Origin of the sequence: Candidatus Pelagisphaera phototrophica, from assembly GCF_014529625.1 — a bacterium.
In the GTDB taxonomy this organism is placed as follows: domain Bacteria; phylum Verrucomicrobiota; class Verrucomicrobiia; order Opitutales; family Opitutaceae; genus Pelagisphaera; species Pelagisphaera phototrophica.
Window position 1 is genome coordinate 3,206,654 of the sequence record NZ_CP076039.1, and the last position, 19,141, is coordinate 3,225,794.

At 50.1% G+C, this 19,141-nt stretch carries 11 protein-coding genes and 1 tRNA gene; 5 read left to right on the top strand and 7 right to left on the bottom strand.

Annotated features, from left to right (window positions below; all coding sequences use genetic code 11):
* The first annotated feature begins 140 nt into the window (after nt 1-140).
* Entirely contained in the window at nt 141-320 is a 180-nt protein-coding gene (locus GA004_RS18260; protein WP_425492937.1) for a sulfatase-like hydrolase/transferase, read from the top strand.
* Between the two features lie 287 nt (nt 321-607).
* A complete protein-coding gene (locus GA004_RS13790; protein WP_283394457.1) occupies nt 608-2,143 on the top strand; it encodes a sulfatase family protein in 1,536 nt (511 codons plus the stop codon).
* Between the two features lie 89 nt (nt 2,144-2,232).
* On the opposite strand, the gene GA004_RS13795 is transcribed toward GA004_RS13790, so the two are convergent.
* From GA004_RS13795 to GA004_RS13805, 3 genes are all read right to left on the bottom strand, one after another.
* Nucleotides 2,233-2,307 (bottom strand) — tRNA-Arg (locus GA004_RS13795).
* Nucleotides 2,308-2,364: 57 nt separating this feature from the next.
* Entirely contained in the window at nt 2,365-3,759 is a 1,395-nt protein-coding gene (lpdA, locus tag GA004_RS13800; protein ID WP_283394458.1) for a dihydrolipoyl dehydrogenase, read from the bottom strand.
* 128 nt (nt 3,760-3,887) lie between these two features.
* Entirely contained in the window at nt 3,888-4,358 is a 471-nt protein-coding gene (locus GA004_RS13805) for a phage holin family protein (protein ID WP_283394459.1), read from the bottom strand.
* A 166-nt stretch (nt 4,359-4,524) separates the two neighbouring features.
* Here GA004_RS13805 and GA004_RS13810 point away from each other — a divergent pair, with 166 nt between their 5' ends.
* Both GA004_RS13810 and uvrA read left to right on the top strand, forming a co-directional pair.
* On the top strand, nt 4,525-5,586 hold the full coding sequence (locus tag GA004_RS13810; protein ID WP_283394460.1) for a glycosyltransferase: 1,062 nt from the start codon (nt 4,525-4,527) through the stop codon (nt 5,584-5,586).
* Nucleotides 5,587-5,641: 55 nt separating this feature from the next.
* The gene (uvrA, locus tag GA004_RS13815) at nt 5,642-11,284 is read left to right on the top strand and encodes an excinuclease ABC subunit UvrA (RefSeq protein WP_283394461.1); all 5,643 of its coding nucleotides are present in this window, start codon (nt 5,642-5,644) and stop codon (nt 11,282-11,284) included.
* A 240-nt stretch (nt 11,285-11,524) separates the two neighbouring features.
* On the opposite strand, the gene GA004_RS13820 is transcribed toward uvrA, so the two are convergent.
* The 4 genes from GA004_RS13820 to GA004_RS13835 all read right to left on the bottom strand — a co-directional run bounded on the left by GA004_RS13820 (nt 11,525) and on the right by GA004_RS13835 (nt 18,390).
* Nucleotides 11,525-13,120: a sulfatase family protein gene (locus tag GA004_RS13820; RefSeq protein ID WP_283394462.1), complete on the bottom strand. Its 1,596-nt coding sequence runs from the start codon at nt 13,118-13,120 to the stop codon at nt 11,525-11,527.
* 55 nt (nt 13,121-13,175) lie between these two features.
* Nucleotides 13,176-14,723, bottom strand: coding sequence for a sulfatase family protein (locus GA004_RS13825; RefSeq protein WP_283394463.1), 1,548 nt, complete (start codon nt 14,721-14,723; stop codon nt 13,176-13,178).
* 204 nt (nt 14,724-14,927) lie between these two features.
* A complete protein-coding gene (locus GA004_RS13830; RefSeq protein WP_283394464.1) occupies nt 14,928-16,352 on the bottom strand; it encodes a sulfatase family protein in 1,425 nt (474 codons plus the stop codon).
* A 196-nt stretch (nt 16,353-16,548) separates the two neighbouring features.
* Nucleotides 16,549-18,390 (bottom strand): alkaline phosphatase D family protein, encoded by a 1,842-nt coding sequence (locus tag GA004_RS13835; protein WP_283394465.1) that lies wholly within the window; start codon nt 18,388-18,390, stop codon nt 16,549-16,551.
* Between the two features lie 484 nt (nt 18,391-18,874).
* On the opposite strand from GA004_RS13835, the gene GA004_RS13840 reads away from it, so the two are divergent.
* The gene (locus GA004_RS13840) at nt 18,875-19,060 is read left to right on the top strand and encodes a response regulator (protein WP_283394466.1); all 186 of its coding nucleotides are present in this window, start codon (nt 18,875-18,877) and stop codon (nt 19,058-19,060) included.
* The last annotated feature ends 81 nt before the right edge of the window (nt 19,061-19,141 follow it).

Sequence of the window (19,141 nt, forward strand, 5' to 3'; positions counted from 1 at the left end):
CTTGAGACACACCCCAAGGGAATCGCTCAAAATCAGAAAATCCCAACAATTGAATTTCCTATACCCTGCCCATCCAAGCCAAGCTGGGGCGCCAGTTTTTGCTTCGGGCGGGATGGGACCCCGGTCGTTATCAGGATAGTTTGCGGCGGTATTACCATTTGATTTCCGGCATGGATGCCGCCATCAGCATGGTTCTTGCGAAGCTAGAAGAAGCCGGCGTTGCGGATAATAACCTCGTGATTTACACATCAGATAATGGATATCACTGTGGCGACCAAGTCCTGCAGGGGAAATGCTGTCTTATGATTCTTCCGCTCTGAACCCCTTGATAATTTATGATCCGCGCAGTCCATCCAGAGGCAAGCAACTGAAAAATACATCCGTGGTGGGCAACATTGATTTTGTGCTGACGATCCTTGACTTGGCCGGTCTTGAAGTGCCTAAATATTGTTATGTTTTGCACCTCTTCGCAGGCAAATTCCCTCATTCATCACCATAATTAGATCCGGGAAATTTCGTGTTACGAACGAGCGCCCCTCTGCTCCTCATTGAGAACCAGACTCCCAATTGCAAAAGCCACGTTCGACCCACGCGTTCTCCAATCTCTATGCGACACTCCCTTCTAACCATCGCCTTGATCCTTGCCCTCCCCGCTTTCTCGACCGACGAAAGACCGCTTCGACAAGCTCAGGACAAGCCGAACATCATCCTCATCATGACCGACGACATGGGCTTCGAATGCCTCGGGGTCAATGGCAGCGTATCCTACAAAACGCCCAACCTCGATCGCATGGCCCAGGAAGGGGTCCGCTTCACCCACTGCTATTCTCAGCCGATCTGCTCCCCGTCCCGCGTTCAGATCATGACCGGGATCTACAACAACCGGAACTATACGAAATGGGGTACCCTGCCCCAATCGGAAACGACCTTCGGGCATATCATGCAGGAGGCCGGCTACGCCACCGCCACCGCCGGAAAATGGCAGCTGAGCACCGAAGGGGTCACGGCCTCCAAGGCAGGCTTTGACGAGACCTGCATGTGGGCCTATGGATTCGACCTGGAAGGCTTCGAGCTAAAGCATCCCATCGGAGCAAAGAACAATTACTACTACAACCCCAAGCGCCCATCGGAACGCTATTACGCCATCGAGGACGATCGGCCCCATATGACCTCGCGCTACTGGAACCCCTGCGTCCTGCGCAACGGGGAGCTGGTTAAAACGAGCTACGTGGATTATGCGCCGGACATCTGCACGGATTTTCTGGTCGACTACATCGAACGCAAACAAGCGCAGCCCTTCTTCATCTACTACCCGATGATCCTCACCCACGGACCCAATGTCCCGACCCCGGATTCCGAAGGGATCGAACAGATGAGCAATGCTCAGAAACTGAAAGGCAACAAGGTCTACTTCAAGGACATGGTGGAATATGCCGACAAGCTCGTCGGACGCATTCTCGACCAACTCGAAGCCCTGGGACTGCGCGACAACACCCTCATCCTCTTCACGGGCGACAATGGAACCCAGCGCGGCACCCGAACTGAAACCGAGGATGGAATGATTATTGGCGGCAAAGGCAGCACTGCCAACGCTGGAACCCACGTCCCCCTTATCACCAGCTGGCGGGGCAGCGGCGTCATGGGTCAAGCCTGCGACGACTTGGTGGACTTCACCGACTTCCTCATGACCATCATTCATGCAGGCGGTGTTCCCCTTCCCCAGCACCTATCGCTGGACGGTCGCAGCTTCCTTCCTCAAATCGCCGGAAAGTCGTATCGGTCGGATGTATACAGAACTGAGAAACGCGACTGGGTATTCTGTCACTGGGACAAGAACCCCGCCAGCCCCATGGCCAACCCAAAATTCCCTCGAGCCAGGTTCGCGCGCAACGAACGATTTAAGCTCTACGACAATGGCCGCCTGTACGACCTGTCCACCGACCCCCTCGAACAACGCGTCCTTCCCGATAATCCGGAGCGGCAGTCCGTTCGAAACGAGCTCCAAGCCGTCTTGGATGCCATGCCCATGAAACCCGATTTCTACACCCAGGGCGGCGTCACCCGTGAAGACAATCTGGCCGCCCCCAAAGGTCAGGGTCCCAGTGAGGAAATCGAGGCCAACCCTAAGCTGATGGGTGAGTAAGGGATGCTACAAATAATTTGTCCGCAATCTGTCTAAAATCTAGCCTACTTTAATACAGTCTTTGTAAATCAAAGACTTACAAAGCATAATGGTGCCCTCGCCGGGATTCGAACCCGGATTACCGGCTTCGGAAACCGGTGCTCTATCCATTGAACTACGAGGACAACTCTTGGTGAAAGGCCGCGATTCTCAACCAACAGACTCCAAAGTCGAGTATGATTTTAGATATGAATCGCCTCGTTACCAGTGGCTGCAGCGGCTTCCGCCGACGCTTCACTCAAAGTGGGATGGGCATGAATGGTGTGGTGAATTTCGTCGATTGTGCCTTCCAACTCCATAGCTAGACAAAATTCGGCAATGAGCTCGGTCGCATCGTTACCAATTATGTGGGCCCCCAGAATTTCGCCCGTTTCCGGATCGCTAATCACCTTCACAAATCCATCCGAGGCATTGGCGGCAACCGCTTTGCCAGAGGCCACGAAAGGAAACTTTCCGACCTTGTAGTCGAGCCCCTTTTCCTTTGCCGCTTGCTCGGTGATGCCCGTGCTCGCTATCTGGGGAAGGCAATAAGTACACCCGGGGAAATTGGTAACGCGCTTCGGCTCGCTGTGGCCAAACATTCCATTAACCGCCTGAATAGCTTCGTAGGTCGCTACGTGAGCGAGCGTGGGCGGACCAATGATGTCGCCCGCCGCGAATATACCCTTAACGTTCGTCTCATACCTGCCATCGACTACGATAAAACCTCGGTCTAATTCCAGCTTAACGGACTCCGCCAAAGCTCCTTCGAGATTCGCTTGGATTCCTACCGCTTGAATTACTGATTCCACCTCAAGCTTCACGGGCTTGCCCTTTTTCACATAGTCGATGGTGACCGAGTTCTTACCGACCTTCGCTTCTTTGATTTCTATGTTAAGTTCACAATGGATCTTCTGCTTTTTAAATGAGCGCTCCAGCACCTTAGCCACTTCCTCGTCTTCGACCGGAACGAGTTGGGGCAAAATTTCGAGTATCGTTACCTCAGTTCCAAACGCATTGAGAAAATAGGCGAACTCTACCCCTATTGCACCCGATCCTATGATCGCCACGGATTTGGGCTGCTTTTTCATGACCAGTGCTTCGCGTGAGGTCATTACCCGCTCGCCTTGAATCGGAAGAAATGGCAGTACCTTGGCCCGGCAACCGGTCGCGATTAGGATGTTATCCGCTTTAAGGCTCTCCCCTTTTCGATCACCTTCCGTTAACGTAATCGCACCCGCCTCCGTCACTTGAGCGTTCGCTACGATGTAATCTACCTTGTTCTTCTTGAAGAGAAATTCGATTCCCTTAGCCATTTGATCAGCAACACCCCGAGAGCGCTCGATCACCTTGGCAAAGTCGTACTCTACCGATCCGACGGTTATTCCGAAGGTCTCCGCCTTCTGTAAACTCGCCATCAGCTCAGCGCTTTTCAGCAAAGCCTTGCTGGGAATACAGCCCCAGTTCAGGCAAGTACCTCCTGCCCGCTCCATTTCAACACAGGCCACTTTTTTGCCGAGTTGTCCTGCGCGTATCGCAGCTGCGTAGCCTCCCGGCCCTCCTCCAATGACAATGAGATCGTATTTTGCTTCTGACATATCCGAAATTAAGAAGACTAACCAAGTAGTTAACATCTAACATCATGTCTAGGACAATGATCAAACCAACGCAGGATTCGACGAGCCAGGGCGTGAAGGAAGAGCTGTCCTATCCTACTTCAGTTTGCCTAAATATCGATCACATCGTCGTCGCGACGAAGGGCGCGTCTTTCCGAGAATGTCTGCTTTCTCACTTTCGGGTCGAGAGAACCGTCTACTCGCCCATTCTGAGAAACCGCGACTCGTACTCGGTTTTGGGCTCCGTTGATCCAGGAATTAAAAAACAGATTTAGCACCGTAATTATCAATGCTCCGAGAAACGCATACCAAAAGCCGTCTACATAAAATCCATCCACAAGATAGGCGACGAAGGAGTACAACAGCGCATTGATGACCAGCAGTCCTATACCCATCGTCAGAACGACGAATGGCAATGCTAACAAGATAAGCAAAGGTCTCAGTACTGCCGAAAATAACGCCAGCCAGCAAACTGCGACGACTAGGGATTGATAGTCAACGTATTGAATACCCGGCAACATCCAACTGCCGAGAAGAACACCCATTGCGCTCACGAGAGCTCGTTTAAAAAAAACAGCCATAGCCATATTGAACCCACACAATCAATAGTGGGCCAAGTTCCATTGCCAGCCCTTTATTCTCTTTATCCTTCGTCCCAAATCACTTTTCGCCAATCCTCAACTGCCAATCGTTAATCCTTAAACAACCTTGCCCTAGTTCCTTCATTGTCCTGAATAACCCTCTTTTATGCGAATTGCTCTCATCCAGGACCATCTTCGTAATGGCGGAACCGAAAACCAGACCCTGCACATCGCAAACGGTCTGGCAAAAAGCGGCTTGGAGGCCCATGTGATCATCTTTCGTCAGGGAGGGGTCCTTGACGAAAAAGCGGCCTCATCTGATTTCACTCTCCACTTTCTCAATCAAGGGCTCCTGAAAACGGATTGGTTCGCGCCCGGTCTTGATTCACTTCTTCAATCGCTAAAAGCCGAAGCGATTATTCCGATGGGCCGCATGGCCAATTGTCACGCCGGCCTCCTTTCTAATCGGAAACGCCCCTATAAAGTCATTGCAACGTTTCGCACAGGCAAGAGCATCCCTTTCCTCCAGAGACGTGCCTTGCGGCTCGCCGACGGACTCATAGCCAACAGCCACGACGCGCTTGAGCGGATTAAGAGAGCCTACGGCATTAAGAACCCAAACTCGTCTGTAATCTACAATGGCTGTATTCGCGATAAGACTTCGCTCCAATCTGCTGCACCTCGATCTGTAGATAAACCCGTCCGGCTGATAAACGCGAGCATGTTCCGAACCGAGAAAAAACAAGTCAGGCTATTGAGAATCTGTAGCCAGTTACCTGCCCAGATCGACTGGCTTTTAACGCTGGCCGGTGATGGTCCACAACGGGATTTCTGTATCCGGGAGGCCGATCGGCTAGGAATCAAGAATCGAATCGAATTTCCCGGACTCCTTCCTAATCCAACCGATCTTTATCAATCCAGCCACATCGCAATTCACGCTTCATCCAAGGAGTCCCTCCCAAACTTTCTCGTTGAGGCCCAGAGCTTCGGCTTGCCCGTGGTCGCTTACAATGTTGATGGAGTCGGAGAAACCTTCGAGAACGGGAAATCCGGATTTTTAATCGACCACGGAAACCAGTCGCAATTCGTAGAAAAACTCCAGCTGTTGATCGAATCCGAGGACCTCAGACGACCAATGTCCCAGGCCGCACGGGAATATGCCCACCGCCATTTTACTCCTGAAGCGCAAATCAACGCCTACATCGATCTACTGAAGCAACTAATCTAATCTTTGCCCGCTATGAACGAATCGCTTCGTGCTCTTTGTAGGAATCACTATTTCAATGCCCAAAACGCTTTCAGATCTTAAGTCCATTCGCCTGCGAGGGGTTCGACAAAACAACCTCAAGAATATTGATGTCGATATTCCGCTGGGGAAATACATCGCCGTGACCGGTCTGAGCGGTGCGGGCAAGTCCTCGCTCGTTTTTGAAACACTCCATGCGGAGGGCCAACGTCGCTATGTTGAAACCTTCAGTGCCTACACGCGACAGTTTCTTGACCTACTCGAAAAACCCGACCTGGACGAAGCTGAGAACGTCCGTCCATCGATCGCGATCGAGCAGAAGAACACAATCAAAACCTCTCGTTCTACCGTGGGAACGATGACCGAGCTGACCGACTTTTTCAAAGTCTGGTTCAGCCATGTGGCGAACCTCTTCGATCCCGTAACCGGAGAGGAAATACAGGACGACAATCCGAAAACGATATGGGAAAAATCTCTGAAGCGATGGCCTTCGCAAGCTGTAGTCATTGCTTTCGAAATCCAGCGACCCGAAAAGCTCGATTGGGTGGAAATGTTCCTGAATGTCAAAGCCCAAGGGTATTCACGTTTCATAACCGAATCAGGAATCTTTCACCGAGTAGATGACAACAAAGCCATAAAAGCTCTTTCCTGTAAAAAGGACACGGTTGCCTACGTTGTCCAAGACCGGATGCGTTTAGAAACGAAGCACCTAGGACGTTTTCTTGAGGCCGCCGAAACCGCTCTCGAGTTCGGTCAAGGCGAACTTGTTCTCTTCAACAGTAAGCCAACGCTTCTCGATCGGTTTTCCAGTGGCCTGCATTCCACGAAAAGCGGGAAACGATTCCGCCCCGCTATTCCCGCTCTTTTCTCTTTCAACTCTCCCATTGGAGCCTGCCCAGAATGTAGAGGTTTTGGACGCGTCATAGAAATCGATTATCGTCTCGCCTTACCGGATAAAAAGCTGAGCATCTCCGAGGGGGTTGTTCGCCCGTTTGAAGGACAAGTATACGGAGAAAGCAAAAAGGACCTCGAACGGGCTTGTCGGCGCCTAAAAATATCCACCAAGACTCCCTTCAATCAACTCCCTAAGAAGCATCAGAACATAGTCATCAACGGCGAGCCTGACTTCCGGAAAAAGCGCGACTCCGAAGATTGGGACGGCAATTCTTGGTACGGGGTCAAAGGCTTCTTCGGCTGGCTGGAAAAGAAAACCTACAAGATGCATGTTCGCATCTTCCTCTCGCGTTTCCGAGCCTACATTAAATGTCCTCATTGCGACGGCACTCGCCTCCAACCCGAAGCCCTTTGCTGGCTTTGGAACAGCTACCGGCTTCCGGACCTCTACGAGCTTCCCATCAATCAACTGTACGAAATCGTATCCAATTACAAAGAGCCCACTCAGGCCACCATCAACCATCGTCAGTCAGACATCGCTTTAGAGGCTATTCTCTCGCGACTTCGGTACTTGAATCACGTAGGACTGGGATACCTCACCCTGAACCGCCCTGCCCGAACTCTAAGCGGAGGCGAGGTTGAAAGAGTGACGCTGACTTCCTGTTTGGGAACATCACTCGTAGATACACTTTTCGTTCTCGATGAGCCTTCCGTCGGCTTGCATGCCCGCGACATAGATCGACTCATCCAGATCGTTCGCACACTCACGGACTCGGGAAACACCGTGGTCGTCGTTGAGCATGACGACGCCATGATTCTCGCTGCTGACCACATTCTGGAGATCGGTCCCGAACCCGGAGCAAAGGGGGGTCACGTCGTATTCGAAGGTAACTCGGCAGAGCTGCTCACCTGTTCAGAGAGCATCACAGGCAACTATTTTTCAGGGGAGCGATCCATCGAAACACCGCACAATACTCGTGCCTTTAAATTATCTGGAAAAGGGAACGAGCCTCCGAGAATTCGGATCCGTGGCGCGAGTAAAAACAATATCCAAAATCTGGATGTGGATATTCCTCTAAACCGGTTTGTCTGTTTCAGTGGTGTATCCGGATCGGGAAAGAGCACACTCATGAACAATGTGCTCTATCAAACACTGCTATCCCAAAGAGGGAAGCTGGCTGAAGACCCCGCTTCTTTAAAGAGCCTCAAGTGCGGCATCGAGCCCAGTGAAATAGTCATGGTGGATCAAGCGCCGGTCAGTCGTACTCCTCGATCCAATCCCGCAGTCTTCGTAAACGCCTGGGACCAAATTCGCAAAATATTCGGAGACCTGCCTGAGGCGAAGGCTGAAGGCTACACGGCCTCAAGCTTTTCTTTCAATGCAGGAGACGGTCGGTGTGAACATTGCAGTGGGCTTGGATACGAGAAGGTTGAGATGCAGTTTCTCAGCGACGTATTCGTGCCCTGCCCTCATTGCAATGCCAAGCGCTTCAAGATTGGACTACTCGAAATTCGATTCCTGAACCACTCCATCGCCGACATACTGGATCTTACCATTTCCCAAGCGCTGTGCCTCTTTCAAGAGTACCCAAAATTATACGACAAGCTAGAAGCCCTAGAGCAAGTGGGATTGGGATACCTAAAAATGGGCCAGCCTCTAAACACCTTATCGGGTGGAGAGTCCCAGCGTCTTAAACTCGTTAAATACCTATCGGCTAAGAATACGGATAAAACGCTACAATCTTCAGAAAGTAGCTTCATATTGCTGGATGAGCCCACTACGGGACTTCACAAACACGATGTAAAGCGTCTCCTCGCAGTCCTTCAAAAAATCGTCGACCACGGTCACAGCCTGATCGTCATTGAACACAATTTGGATATATTAAAGTCCGCTGACTGGATCATCGAGCTCGGCCCAGAAGCAGGCTCCGATGGCGGCAAAATTGTGTTCCAGGGGACACCTTCCGATTGCGCAATTCAACGTAAAACGGAAACCGGAAAGTTTCTTAAGGATGAAGGTAGAGGGATTAAAGATAGATCTGGTCAAGAACTTCGTTTGGCCGCGGAAGACCCCAGCCCTTATAGAAATTCCAGTTCCGCCTTAACCATCACTGGAGCGCGGGAGCACAATCTCAAGAACCTCAATGTTTCGATTCCCCACTATCAGCTCTCTGTCGTTACTGGCGTTTCGGGCTCAGGCAAGTCCACGTTGGCATTCGATATTATCTTTGGTGAAGGACAGCGGCGATTTATGGAATCCATGTCACCCTACGCCCGCCAGTTTGTCGAACAACTGCCTCGGCCTGACTTGGATCAGCTTTCGGGAATCCAGCCAACTGTCGCGATCGAGCAAAGAGTCACCCGCGGGAGCCGTAAATCGACCGTCGCCACGATTACCGAAGTCGCCCAGTACCTCCGACTTCTCTACTCTCGATTGGGTATACCCCATAATCCGGATACGGGTGACGCGCTTGTCTCACAAACCCAGACACAGCTCTTGAAGCGCGTTCGCACGATGCTCCGTGCTTCGAATTCCAGCAAATTCAAACAATTGCTACTTTGCGCTCCGCTCGTACGAAATCGAAAGGGCCATCATCAACCCATAGCCAACTGGATTGCAGACCATGGCTACGATATGATGCGGGTCGATGGGTCGATTATCTTTACCAAGGATTTCAAAAAACTGGACCGTTATAAGGAGCACAACATCGAAGTGGTCATTACTGATCTCAAATCGATTTCAGGGTCTCCCTCTGAAATCTCAAATGCACTCAAGGAAGCGCTAAAACGGGGTCATGGCACTGCGTTGCTCTTGGATCAGGATGAGAATATCGTCTCCTGGCTTTCCACGCTTCGTATGGATCCGGCAACTGGCGTGGCCTTGCCAGAACTCGACCCGAAGGATTTTTCCTTCAACTCACACAAAGGCTGGTGCCCCACCTGTCGCGGACATGGTCGGATTTTTCCTTGGATGCGTGAGCGTCTCGAAGATGATGAACTTCTCGCAAAGTCTATCGGAGCTGATTCCAGCGAAGATGACGACAGCGACGGAATCACGATTTGCCCCGATTGCGACGGTCAGCGCTTAAACCGCACGAGTCGTAACGTCTTCCTCCCGCTGAAAGGTAATAGGAAAATATCACTTCCCATTCTTCTCGAACAAACACCGAAAGAACTCCTCAAAACTCTTAGCACGCTAAATCTCGACGAGCGGGGGCGTATTATTGCTCGCGACATTGTTGATCAGATCCAAGAGCGTCTCCAATTCATGGATAAAGTGGGTCTTGAGTACCTTTCCATGGATCGAGCGACCCAAACCCTTTCCGGAGGTGAGGCCCAACGTATCCGTCTAGCTGCGCAGCTAGGATCCAATCTGGCCGGGGTTCTTTACGTTCTTGATGAACCCAGCATTGGCCTTCACGCCCGTGACAGCGATCGACTGATTGAAACCCTCAAAGAACTTCGGGGAAAAGGGAACACCCTCATCGTTGTGGAGCACGATGACACCATGATGGAGCAAGCCAATTGCATAATCGATTTAGGCCCCGGAGCGGGAACCCAAGGGGGGGAACTCATCGCTGAAGGCACCCTATCACAACTAAAACGAAACAAGAACTCTCTCACCGGTAAATTCCTGAAAAACGGTATCTGTCATCCACTGAATGGCGCGTACCGCAAGATTCAAAAACCAATTTTGGGGAAAGCTAATTGGATTGAGCTAAAAGAGGCAAATTTCCGCAACCTTAAGAACCAGAACCTTAAACTTCCCCATCAACGACTCACAATGGTTTGCGGCGCATCGGGTGCGGGAAAGTCTTCGCTCGTAAGAGACCTGCTCGGTCAGGCCGCAGCCTACTCCATTAAATCGAAGAAAAAGACTGTCACGGGAAAGATGTTTGCCAAGAATGGGAAGGCGATTGAAGGCGAAGAAGGAAACGTTTTGTTTAGATCCCTATCCGGAGCCCACTCCTTTCGATCGGTCATCGAAGTTGACCAATCTCCGATCGGCAAAACCCCTCGATCTACTCCCGCTACCTATCTCGGTGTATTCGATACGATACGTCTCTTTTTCTCAAATTTGCCCGAGTCGAAAATGCGGGGATACAAACCCGGCCGTTTTTCTTTCAACACCCCCCACGGAAGATGCGACACTTGCTCGGGAGCTGGGCGTGTAAAACTCGAGATGAGCTTTATGCCTGACACTTATGTGATTTGCGATGATTGCAATGGTTCTCGCTATGGATCCGAACTTCTCGATCTCCATTGGAAAGGAAAAAACATCGCCGACGTATTGGCCATGACCTTTGAAGAAGCCGCCGACTTCTTCAGCTTCCACTCTCAACTGGGAGAGATTATGCAGCTCATGGTCGAAACCGGTCTCGGGTACCTAACTCTTGGGCAAAGCAGTCCTACACTATCCGGCGGGGAAGCCCAACGTTTGAAACTGGTTACCGAGCTAGCAAAAGGATTGCAAAACTACACTGAGAGAAGCCGTGGAATTCAAAGGACCAATTTGTACATACTGGAAGAACCCACCATTGGGCTCCATCTCAGTGACTGTGAAAAGCTGATACAACTTCTCCACAAACTCGTTAATGCGGGCCATACCGTTGTCGTTATCGAACATCACCTCGACCTGCTGGCAGAGGCTGACTACATCGTCGAAGTCGGTCCCGAGGGTGGGCCGAAGGGCGGGAAGATTCTATACCAAGGCGATCTGAAAGGGCTCATGACCTCCAAACGCAGCATAACAGCTGAGTACATGATACCTAAAATGCAGGACTGACGTTTGTGCCGGGGCGCGTATAAAAATCATTTTAAGACATCCCCGAGCCAGAATCGAAAAATCGAGACTAGGCGTCTCTTAGGAGCCCATACGCGCTAGATAAACAAATGATAGAAAACCCGTTCCCAGCCCAGCTGAAACCCATTTCCCGACTACAGAGGGACCTTGAGAACAACACGAGCGATATTAAGAATCTACCCTTGGATTTCCTGCAATCTTAGTATCCTTCTGAGGAACTCCCTACCTCGTAAATTCCACAGTATACGGCCTTTTATCAAAGGTTGATCCATCTCCCAAAACACGCGGGTCCCTATTCTCTCTTAATATTTTCAGAAGCCTCGTCCTTAACTCGTCACGCTTTGCCCCATATCTCGTTTCTGAGGCCAGATTGACGACTTGATCTGGGTCTTTCCTTAAATCGTACAGTTCTTCGCCGGGTCTTCTTCCAAATGCCAAATCGTAGTATCTCTCACCGTATTCAGTCTCTCCATTCAAGACAAGCCACGCTTTGGTTGGCCCCGCATCAATATCGGCAAAGGTCACGAAGGTGTTGTTGATAAGCATATCCTCAGAAAACTCAATTCCGTTTTTAGGCAGCAGAGGATCCCCTCCTGGATACCGGTCTGGCTTGAAGTTGCGAATGTAGAGAAAGTCGTCTGTTCGAATCGCGCGATGCGGATAAGGGAGATTCCCTTCTCGAGACATCCAGACGTGCCGTTCACGACCAGTAACCACGAAGTCGCGACTGGCATCAACGCGGCCCCCTTGCTCCGATTTCAATATGCCGACCAAGCTTTTTCCAGTCATCACATCAGGGATGTCTGTTTTTCCGGCTTCGAGAAAGGTTGGAGCTAAATCCATCAAATTCACAAAGTCAGTCACCGCTCGCCCCTTCGCTCCTTCACCCGGCCAACGAATTGCAAGAGACACGTGCGTTCCCGAATCGTATAGGTCCGTTTTCGAATGCGTAAAACCCGGTATTCCGTGATCACCACTCACTACGACGATCGTATTTTCCAGTTCACCCGCTGACGCGAGTCGATCAAGCAATACACCCAACGCAGTATCGAATGCCATCACCTCTCCCAAATAGTCCACCATGTCTTCGCGCACCGTATGCACGTCGGGCAGAAACGCGGGAAGCTTCTCTTTCAAATCATCGGGTTCCAATCCCCATAGTTTCTTCCCTGATCCACGTATCCATTTTCTATGGACATTAGTTGGACCAAACCAATAGCAAAACGGAGCATCCTCCGGCCTTGCATCCAGAAAACTCTCAAAATTCCCTAGCACCTCATCGTAAAGCTCCCTCTTGGCCTGCAACAAAGAAGCTCCTACCTCCATCAACCGGGTAGCCGTCTGAGAAAATTGATTGAAACGTACGCCAGCAGACTCGTACTCATATTCTCTCGCTCCATACGGAGCATCCCTAACCGATCCCGGCGACCATACCTTGTAAGTCTGCCCAATATGGTATCCCGAATCCCTTAGGAGCAATGGGAAGGAAGGTATCGAATCATCCCATACCGCTCCCTGCAAAATCGCCCCCTGGCCCGTGCGGAAAAAATACTGCCCCGACAACAGTGAACTCCGGCACGGCGTGCAAGAAGGCGAGTTCACAAACGCGTTCGTAAATAGAATTCCCTCGTTCGCAATTCGATCAAAGTTCATCGTCTTCACTACCGAGTTTGCTCCGGGTCGATCTTCTAAAGCCGCATAAGCGCTCGCATAGTGCCCCCAGTCGTCGGCGAAGGCGAATAGGATATTGGGACGCTCGTCCGAGAAAGCAACGGAGCTAAAGAGAAACGAGTAAAGAAAATGGGAAAAATGTTTCATAATGAGAAGCGATAATCGATCGTGCCATCCAATCACCTCAACCAAGATGCGTGTACTAATTTTTGGTCGCGCTCTTGTTATACTCTGCTTCAGTCAGCCAGGCAAGGTCATCCCAATAACCCGTGTCGTTTGACTGGGGACGACCTTTTGTCGTTCGACCACGACACACAATTTGCGTGATTTTCTTCTCCAATCGCTTGGCAATTTCGGGATTCCCATCAAACACATTCGATTCTTCACCGGGATCGCGAGCAAGATTGTACAATTCATAGCCCAATTTCTCATGCGGCATAATCAGCTTCCAACTTCCCTCCGTTATGGACAAGCGGCCTCCGATAGCGTGATTGAGCAATGGAAGTCTTTTGTGGGAGGAATTGGCTTTTCGCAGCACCGAGTAGAAACTCTGACTGTCTTCTCCTGCATAGCCCGGCAGTTTCGCTCCAATCATCTCTGCTACGGTGGAAAGAAGATCGATTTGACCGACCAGCCCATCCCAGGACCTTCCCGGTTCCTTGATCCCTCCGGGCCAGCGGACGAAGAAAGGGACACGATGACCACCTTCGTAAATGGAACGCTTTCCTTCTTTGTAGATTCCGCTACTATCGTGGCCGAACTCTTCAATTCTTTCGACCCAAGATCTCTCTGGACCATTGTCGCTGCTAAAGAAGATCATCGTATTCGCGTCCAGCCCTGACTTCTCAAGATAGTCCAATACGCGTCCTACATGGTGATCTGTTTCCACCATGAATTCGCCATACCCACCTGCATCGCCCTGTCCCCAGAATTCCGGCCGAGGCGCCACTGGATAGTGCGGAGACGTAAAGGGCAAATACAAGAAGAACGGCCTTCCCGCTTTGGCAGATTCTGCCTTTCCTGACATCCATTCAATGGATTTGTCGACAAATCGTTGCAGACACTCCGTATCTACAAAGTCGGGTGCGACTTCGATAGGCACTGCTCCGTGCAGGGCTTTCGCCTCCTTCGCCGTCTCGAAATACGGTGGCATGATCCGATAGTCCATGTGCCGATCATTCGGCTTCTTCGCCGTATACTGCGTCGGTGGTACTTTCGTGTACCGTCCTTCGATCCAGGCGAGGTATCCATAGTTCAAGGAAGCGGGTATTCCATAAAAATAGTCGAAACCTACATCTAGCGGCATGTCTTTGATCGGCTGGCTGAAATCGCGATTGCCCATCGTTCCCGGGATATCCATACCGAGATGCCATTTACCCACCATCGCAGTTTGGTAGCCGTTATCCTTCAGCAAGGACGCGAGTGTCATGCGATCATTCGAGATCAAAGCAGGGGTATCCGCTCCTTGAACACCCGTCTTTAGACGCGTACGCCAACTGTAGCGCCCTGTCAACAACCCATAGCGAGAGGGAGTACAAACTGTATCAGAAGAGTGACCATTGGTGAAGGAGACTCCCTCTTTCGCTAATCGATCTAGATTAGGGGTTGTGAATTTCGCGGCTGGATTAATAGCGCTGACATCGCCAAACCCCTGGTCGTCGGTATAGATGACAATAATGTTCGGCTGGTCCTTCGCCTGCATGAAAACGGTGAAAATGAGTGCGAATAGAATAAGAGCGGAAAATTTCATTTTTTTTGGGAACAAGTGGAGGATTGAGAATCTACTAGGTTAATCGAGGATCGCCCTGGAACGCTGAGTCACGGTTCGGCGTTCCCATATGATGAGTCTGAGTTTAGCGAGATTAAATTTATTGGTCGAAAATATGAGTAGCTGGTGGCCTTAAGAAAATATAGGGAACCAGTTATTCGGTCATTCGCGAAAGGCTACTCTTTGCTAGTCATTCGGATCCACCAAATTTCGCCAATCAGGATAGATAGGTCGATGCTCTGAGTCCAGTTGACCTTTCACAGTTGGAGCGGGAGGGGTTGCATCCAGAAACGCTTGAAGCTGCTGTCGAATCATCTCCGTTCGCTCACCCGCTTCCCCGATCGCGAGATCGTTTGCCTCTTTCAAATCATTCGGCACCTCATAGAATCTACCATCCCGGTACAGCTTAAACCTTTCGGTCCGAGCAAACTGAGCAGGTACTTTGTTCCAATAGGCCTGATAGTGAGTGAAAACCCAATCGCGTAGATTCCCCTTCTTACCTTTGAGCTGCGGTAAGAAACTTCGACCATCGATCGGGTCACGATCCCCTCTGGTCGCACCCGCTGCTTCTGCTAAGGTCGCGTAGAAGTCGGTAAAATCGACCAAGTCATCCAATTCCTTACCTTTAGACGTCTGCCCTTTCCAGTAAGCTACGAGGGGGACGTGGGTTCCCATATTCTTAGGACCACCTTTCCCTCCTTTGATCTCCATACCATTCCAGTTTGAAGTGATACCCACACCGGTTCCGTTGTCAGCGGTGAAAAGAATGATCGTATTTTCAGCGATCCCCAGCGACTCTGTTTTATCCGCAATTCTTCCGATAAGCTTGTCCATGTAGTTCACCATGGATACAAAGTGCTCTTTGTTTCGGGTCTTGTCCCACTCATTAGCGGTGTCTCTTGGAGCGTCGCCAATTGTGTCTGGTGTCGGGACAAAAGGGTCATGTACGAGAACCATAGGATAGTAGACAAAGAACGGATCATCTTTATTTCGCTCCATAAAGTCACACAGATAGTCCGTCATTAAATCAGGTCCATATTTGCCTGCGTTCTGCTCCTTCGTGATAAACTCCCCATTTGTCTCGATCGGGGGGTTCCAGAATCGCTCGCCACCCAGACCACCAGCCTTTCCCGTTGTCAGCTGCCAAAGATAAAATTCGTCAAAACCCGCTTTGGCGGGACGCATATTGTCGTCGTATCCCGGCAGGTTATTGTAGAGCCCATTCAACTGCCACTTCCCCACGATCGCGGTCTTATAACCGTTTTCCTGCATCAGATGACCGAAAGTCTTATCATTCGGATTTAGATATCCAAAGTGGGTGTAGTTTCGGAAGTTGTACTGACCTGTCATCAGTTTCACGCGTGACGGCGTGCAAATCGGGGTCGAAAAGCAGTTTTTAAAGCGTATCCCTTTCGACGCTAGCTCGTCGATTCTGGGGGTTAGATAGTCCTCTGCCCCATAGCAACCAATGGCCTCCCAACTCACATCGTCCGCCATGACGAGGACGACGTTGGGCTTGTCCTGAGCCTGTCGAATGGACTGGTCCTGAGCCGCAACCAAGGACTCGACCACAAATAGAGCACAAAATAGATAGGTGATGATTCGAGACATATTAAAAGGGTTAATTGATAATGAGTTCAAGGTCACCCATTTTTTTGAGTCTCCCTAATCATCCCAGAATCAGAACATAGTCGGATTACGAAGTTGCGGTAAGGCTGTTTATCCTTAAACAGCCGCCACTCGTCAACCTACTAGATCAAAATGCGGCTGACTAAAAATAGTCAGCCCTACCCGAAAGAGTACTCGTTTAGTTCTCCATTCCTACTACGATGGACTCGCTGTATTTGAACTCGCCCGTGAAGGCATCGTAGTACTTAAATATCACATGCGGATGAGGATAGGCAACCCAGCGCTCGCCGCCCCTTTGCAAGGGAGCGTTGAATACGTTGTTTACTTGCACCACGCAATAGTGAGCATGAGTCCGCTCGAGACGCGGCATGTCGGAATAGACATAGGTCGACCAGCGAATATCACATTCACGCGGCCCGTATTTGAACTTTCCATTCGCGGGACGACCTCCCTCATCGTCAGCAGGGACATGGTTAACCGAATTGCCCGGCCCAGAAGCGAACTCCCAAACATTGTTCAGCACCTTTATGGCAAAAGAATTGTGAAGGTCTCCCGTCAGCATAAAAAACTGTTTAGGGCTTTGATTTTCAAAGAATTCGATGAGACCCTCGCGTTCCTCAAGAAAGACGGTCCACGCATCATCTTTGGCAACGTCTAGATTTTTGTCCGTCCCTCCTCCACTTCCGACGTGGGGTATCATGAAGTCTACCGAAGAAGCCATGAAAAAGAAGTCCGCATCCGAGTTCTTAATGGTGTCCTTAAGCCAATTCAGTTGCTGCTTTCCCAAAATGGTCGCACCCTTTTTATCAGGATTCTTGACATCGTGCAAAGAGCGATGGGATCGCGTATCCAGCATGAAGAACTCGCAATTGGCTACCCGGAACGAGCCATAGGATCGGCGACCGACTGAGTACTTAGCTTCTCCATTCGCTCTTCCCGAAGGTGATATTCGGAGGCGATGAGCGTCCAACACTTCAACAATGTCGTACACCCCGGCATTCGGATCACCTGGTTGTGTATCGAGAAACATGTCACGCATGCCATCTGTCTCCTTCCCCCAATGCACATGGAGATTAGCATAGTTATTCAAATCCATATTCGAAAAATTTGCGTTTGGGTCGTACAATAGATCACTCCCCTCCTCCAGATGCGCTTTGCCGAACTTCGCCTGCTGAGTGTGCGCCACGGGATTTGCCCAACCAAGATAGTCAAACCAGGCCTTGACCGCGGTATCGCGAAAGACCGCCCGTCGATTCACGTATCCCGTTTCCCCCGTTCCATAGATGTCGTTTAAAAGCTCGTGATCGTCAAACGTGTAGAAGCTGGGCACATTGCTGTGCCATTCCATCATGTTTCTCCCACGATTCATGTAGGTCTTGTAATTCTCCCATACTCCGGCGACCGCCGGAGCCAAATCCACGATCTCCGGAACCTCATCTTCAGGATTTAGCCGCACCTGCGATTTCCAAGCGGACGCCGGAAAGTCTCTGTCCTCCTCATAGAGCCAGTCGCCATTGGCAATGGCGAAGTGAACTTTGTCCGTCACCTGATCATTAAGCGTATCATACAACGGCATACTAGGACCAAAACTGCTGACCCAGTTTTGGTTGATGCAGGAAGTGTACTCAAACTGGAAATTAAACAAGCCTTTCGGATTGTGCTCGGGATCCACATAGTCATTTGAGTCTGGAAGCGTTTTAAAAGAACCCGCTAGCCCTTTGTCGACCGTATAGTAGTAGAGCGTGTCTGGATAGAGATTGGTAAGTGTAATAATTGCCGTATTGTCATTCTCTATCTGCGATTCTACCAACTCTGAAACCATTAGCTGTTTCAATTTCTCCGTTCCGTAGCGAACTGACACCTCACCCGGCACATTGGTTCGCACCCAAATACTCATTGTCGTCGTACTCGGCCGGCCAAGTATTGGCCCATGAGTTACTTTTAAATCAATGTACGAATCTTCTGAGTAGACAGGCAGAATCGAGAAGATAACGAAAAAAACAGGGAGGAGGTATTTCATAGACCCCATTATTTACCTCATCAGGTCGAGGCCAAGCGAATACTTGCTACGAAACTCAATTGGTTGTACTTAATTTAATCAAGAAACGTAACTGGCGAACCCTGTTCGCTCTTCACGGAGCAACTCAAAACCGTCTATGCTGCTTTGGCTATAACAGGAAAGAATTGAATATCAAGATGGCACGCTACTAGACTGGAACAGCTTTACCACAATACATGAGTTCAGAAATGGGACACTTTCCCGATCTCAAGGGAATCGGGGATACATCTATCAACGGATTCGAATTCGACTCCGCGAGAAATCTCTGGCACACTTCGCGAAGAGGCTTATATCGGCCAGGTCCTAAACGAGGAAAAGCGAAGTTTTATTCGCTAGCTCAAGGAGCTCCAGAAAAATAAATTTTTCAAAAAAGCAATATCTATACCCAATAATAGGATACTTTTTTGGTAGCTTGAACGGACCCAACATTATTAACAAATTGGATATGCCCGTCGACGAGCCTTCTCCCAACCCTGCTATTACAGTAAACAAGGGTTCTCACGTTCTAATCGTCGATGAAAACGCGATAAACCAGGAAGTCCTCAAAGCCTTTTTGTCGAAGAATGGGTCCGAAGTCGACGAAGCCTTAAACGGGCAAGTAGCCGTTTCCATGTCCTTGGCTTCATACTAAGATCTGATATTCGTGGACTGTATGATACCTAAAACGGATAGCTATGAGGCAAGCAGAAACATTAGAACAAATATTCAAAAT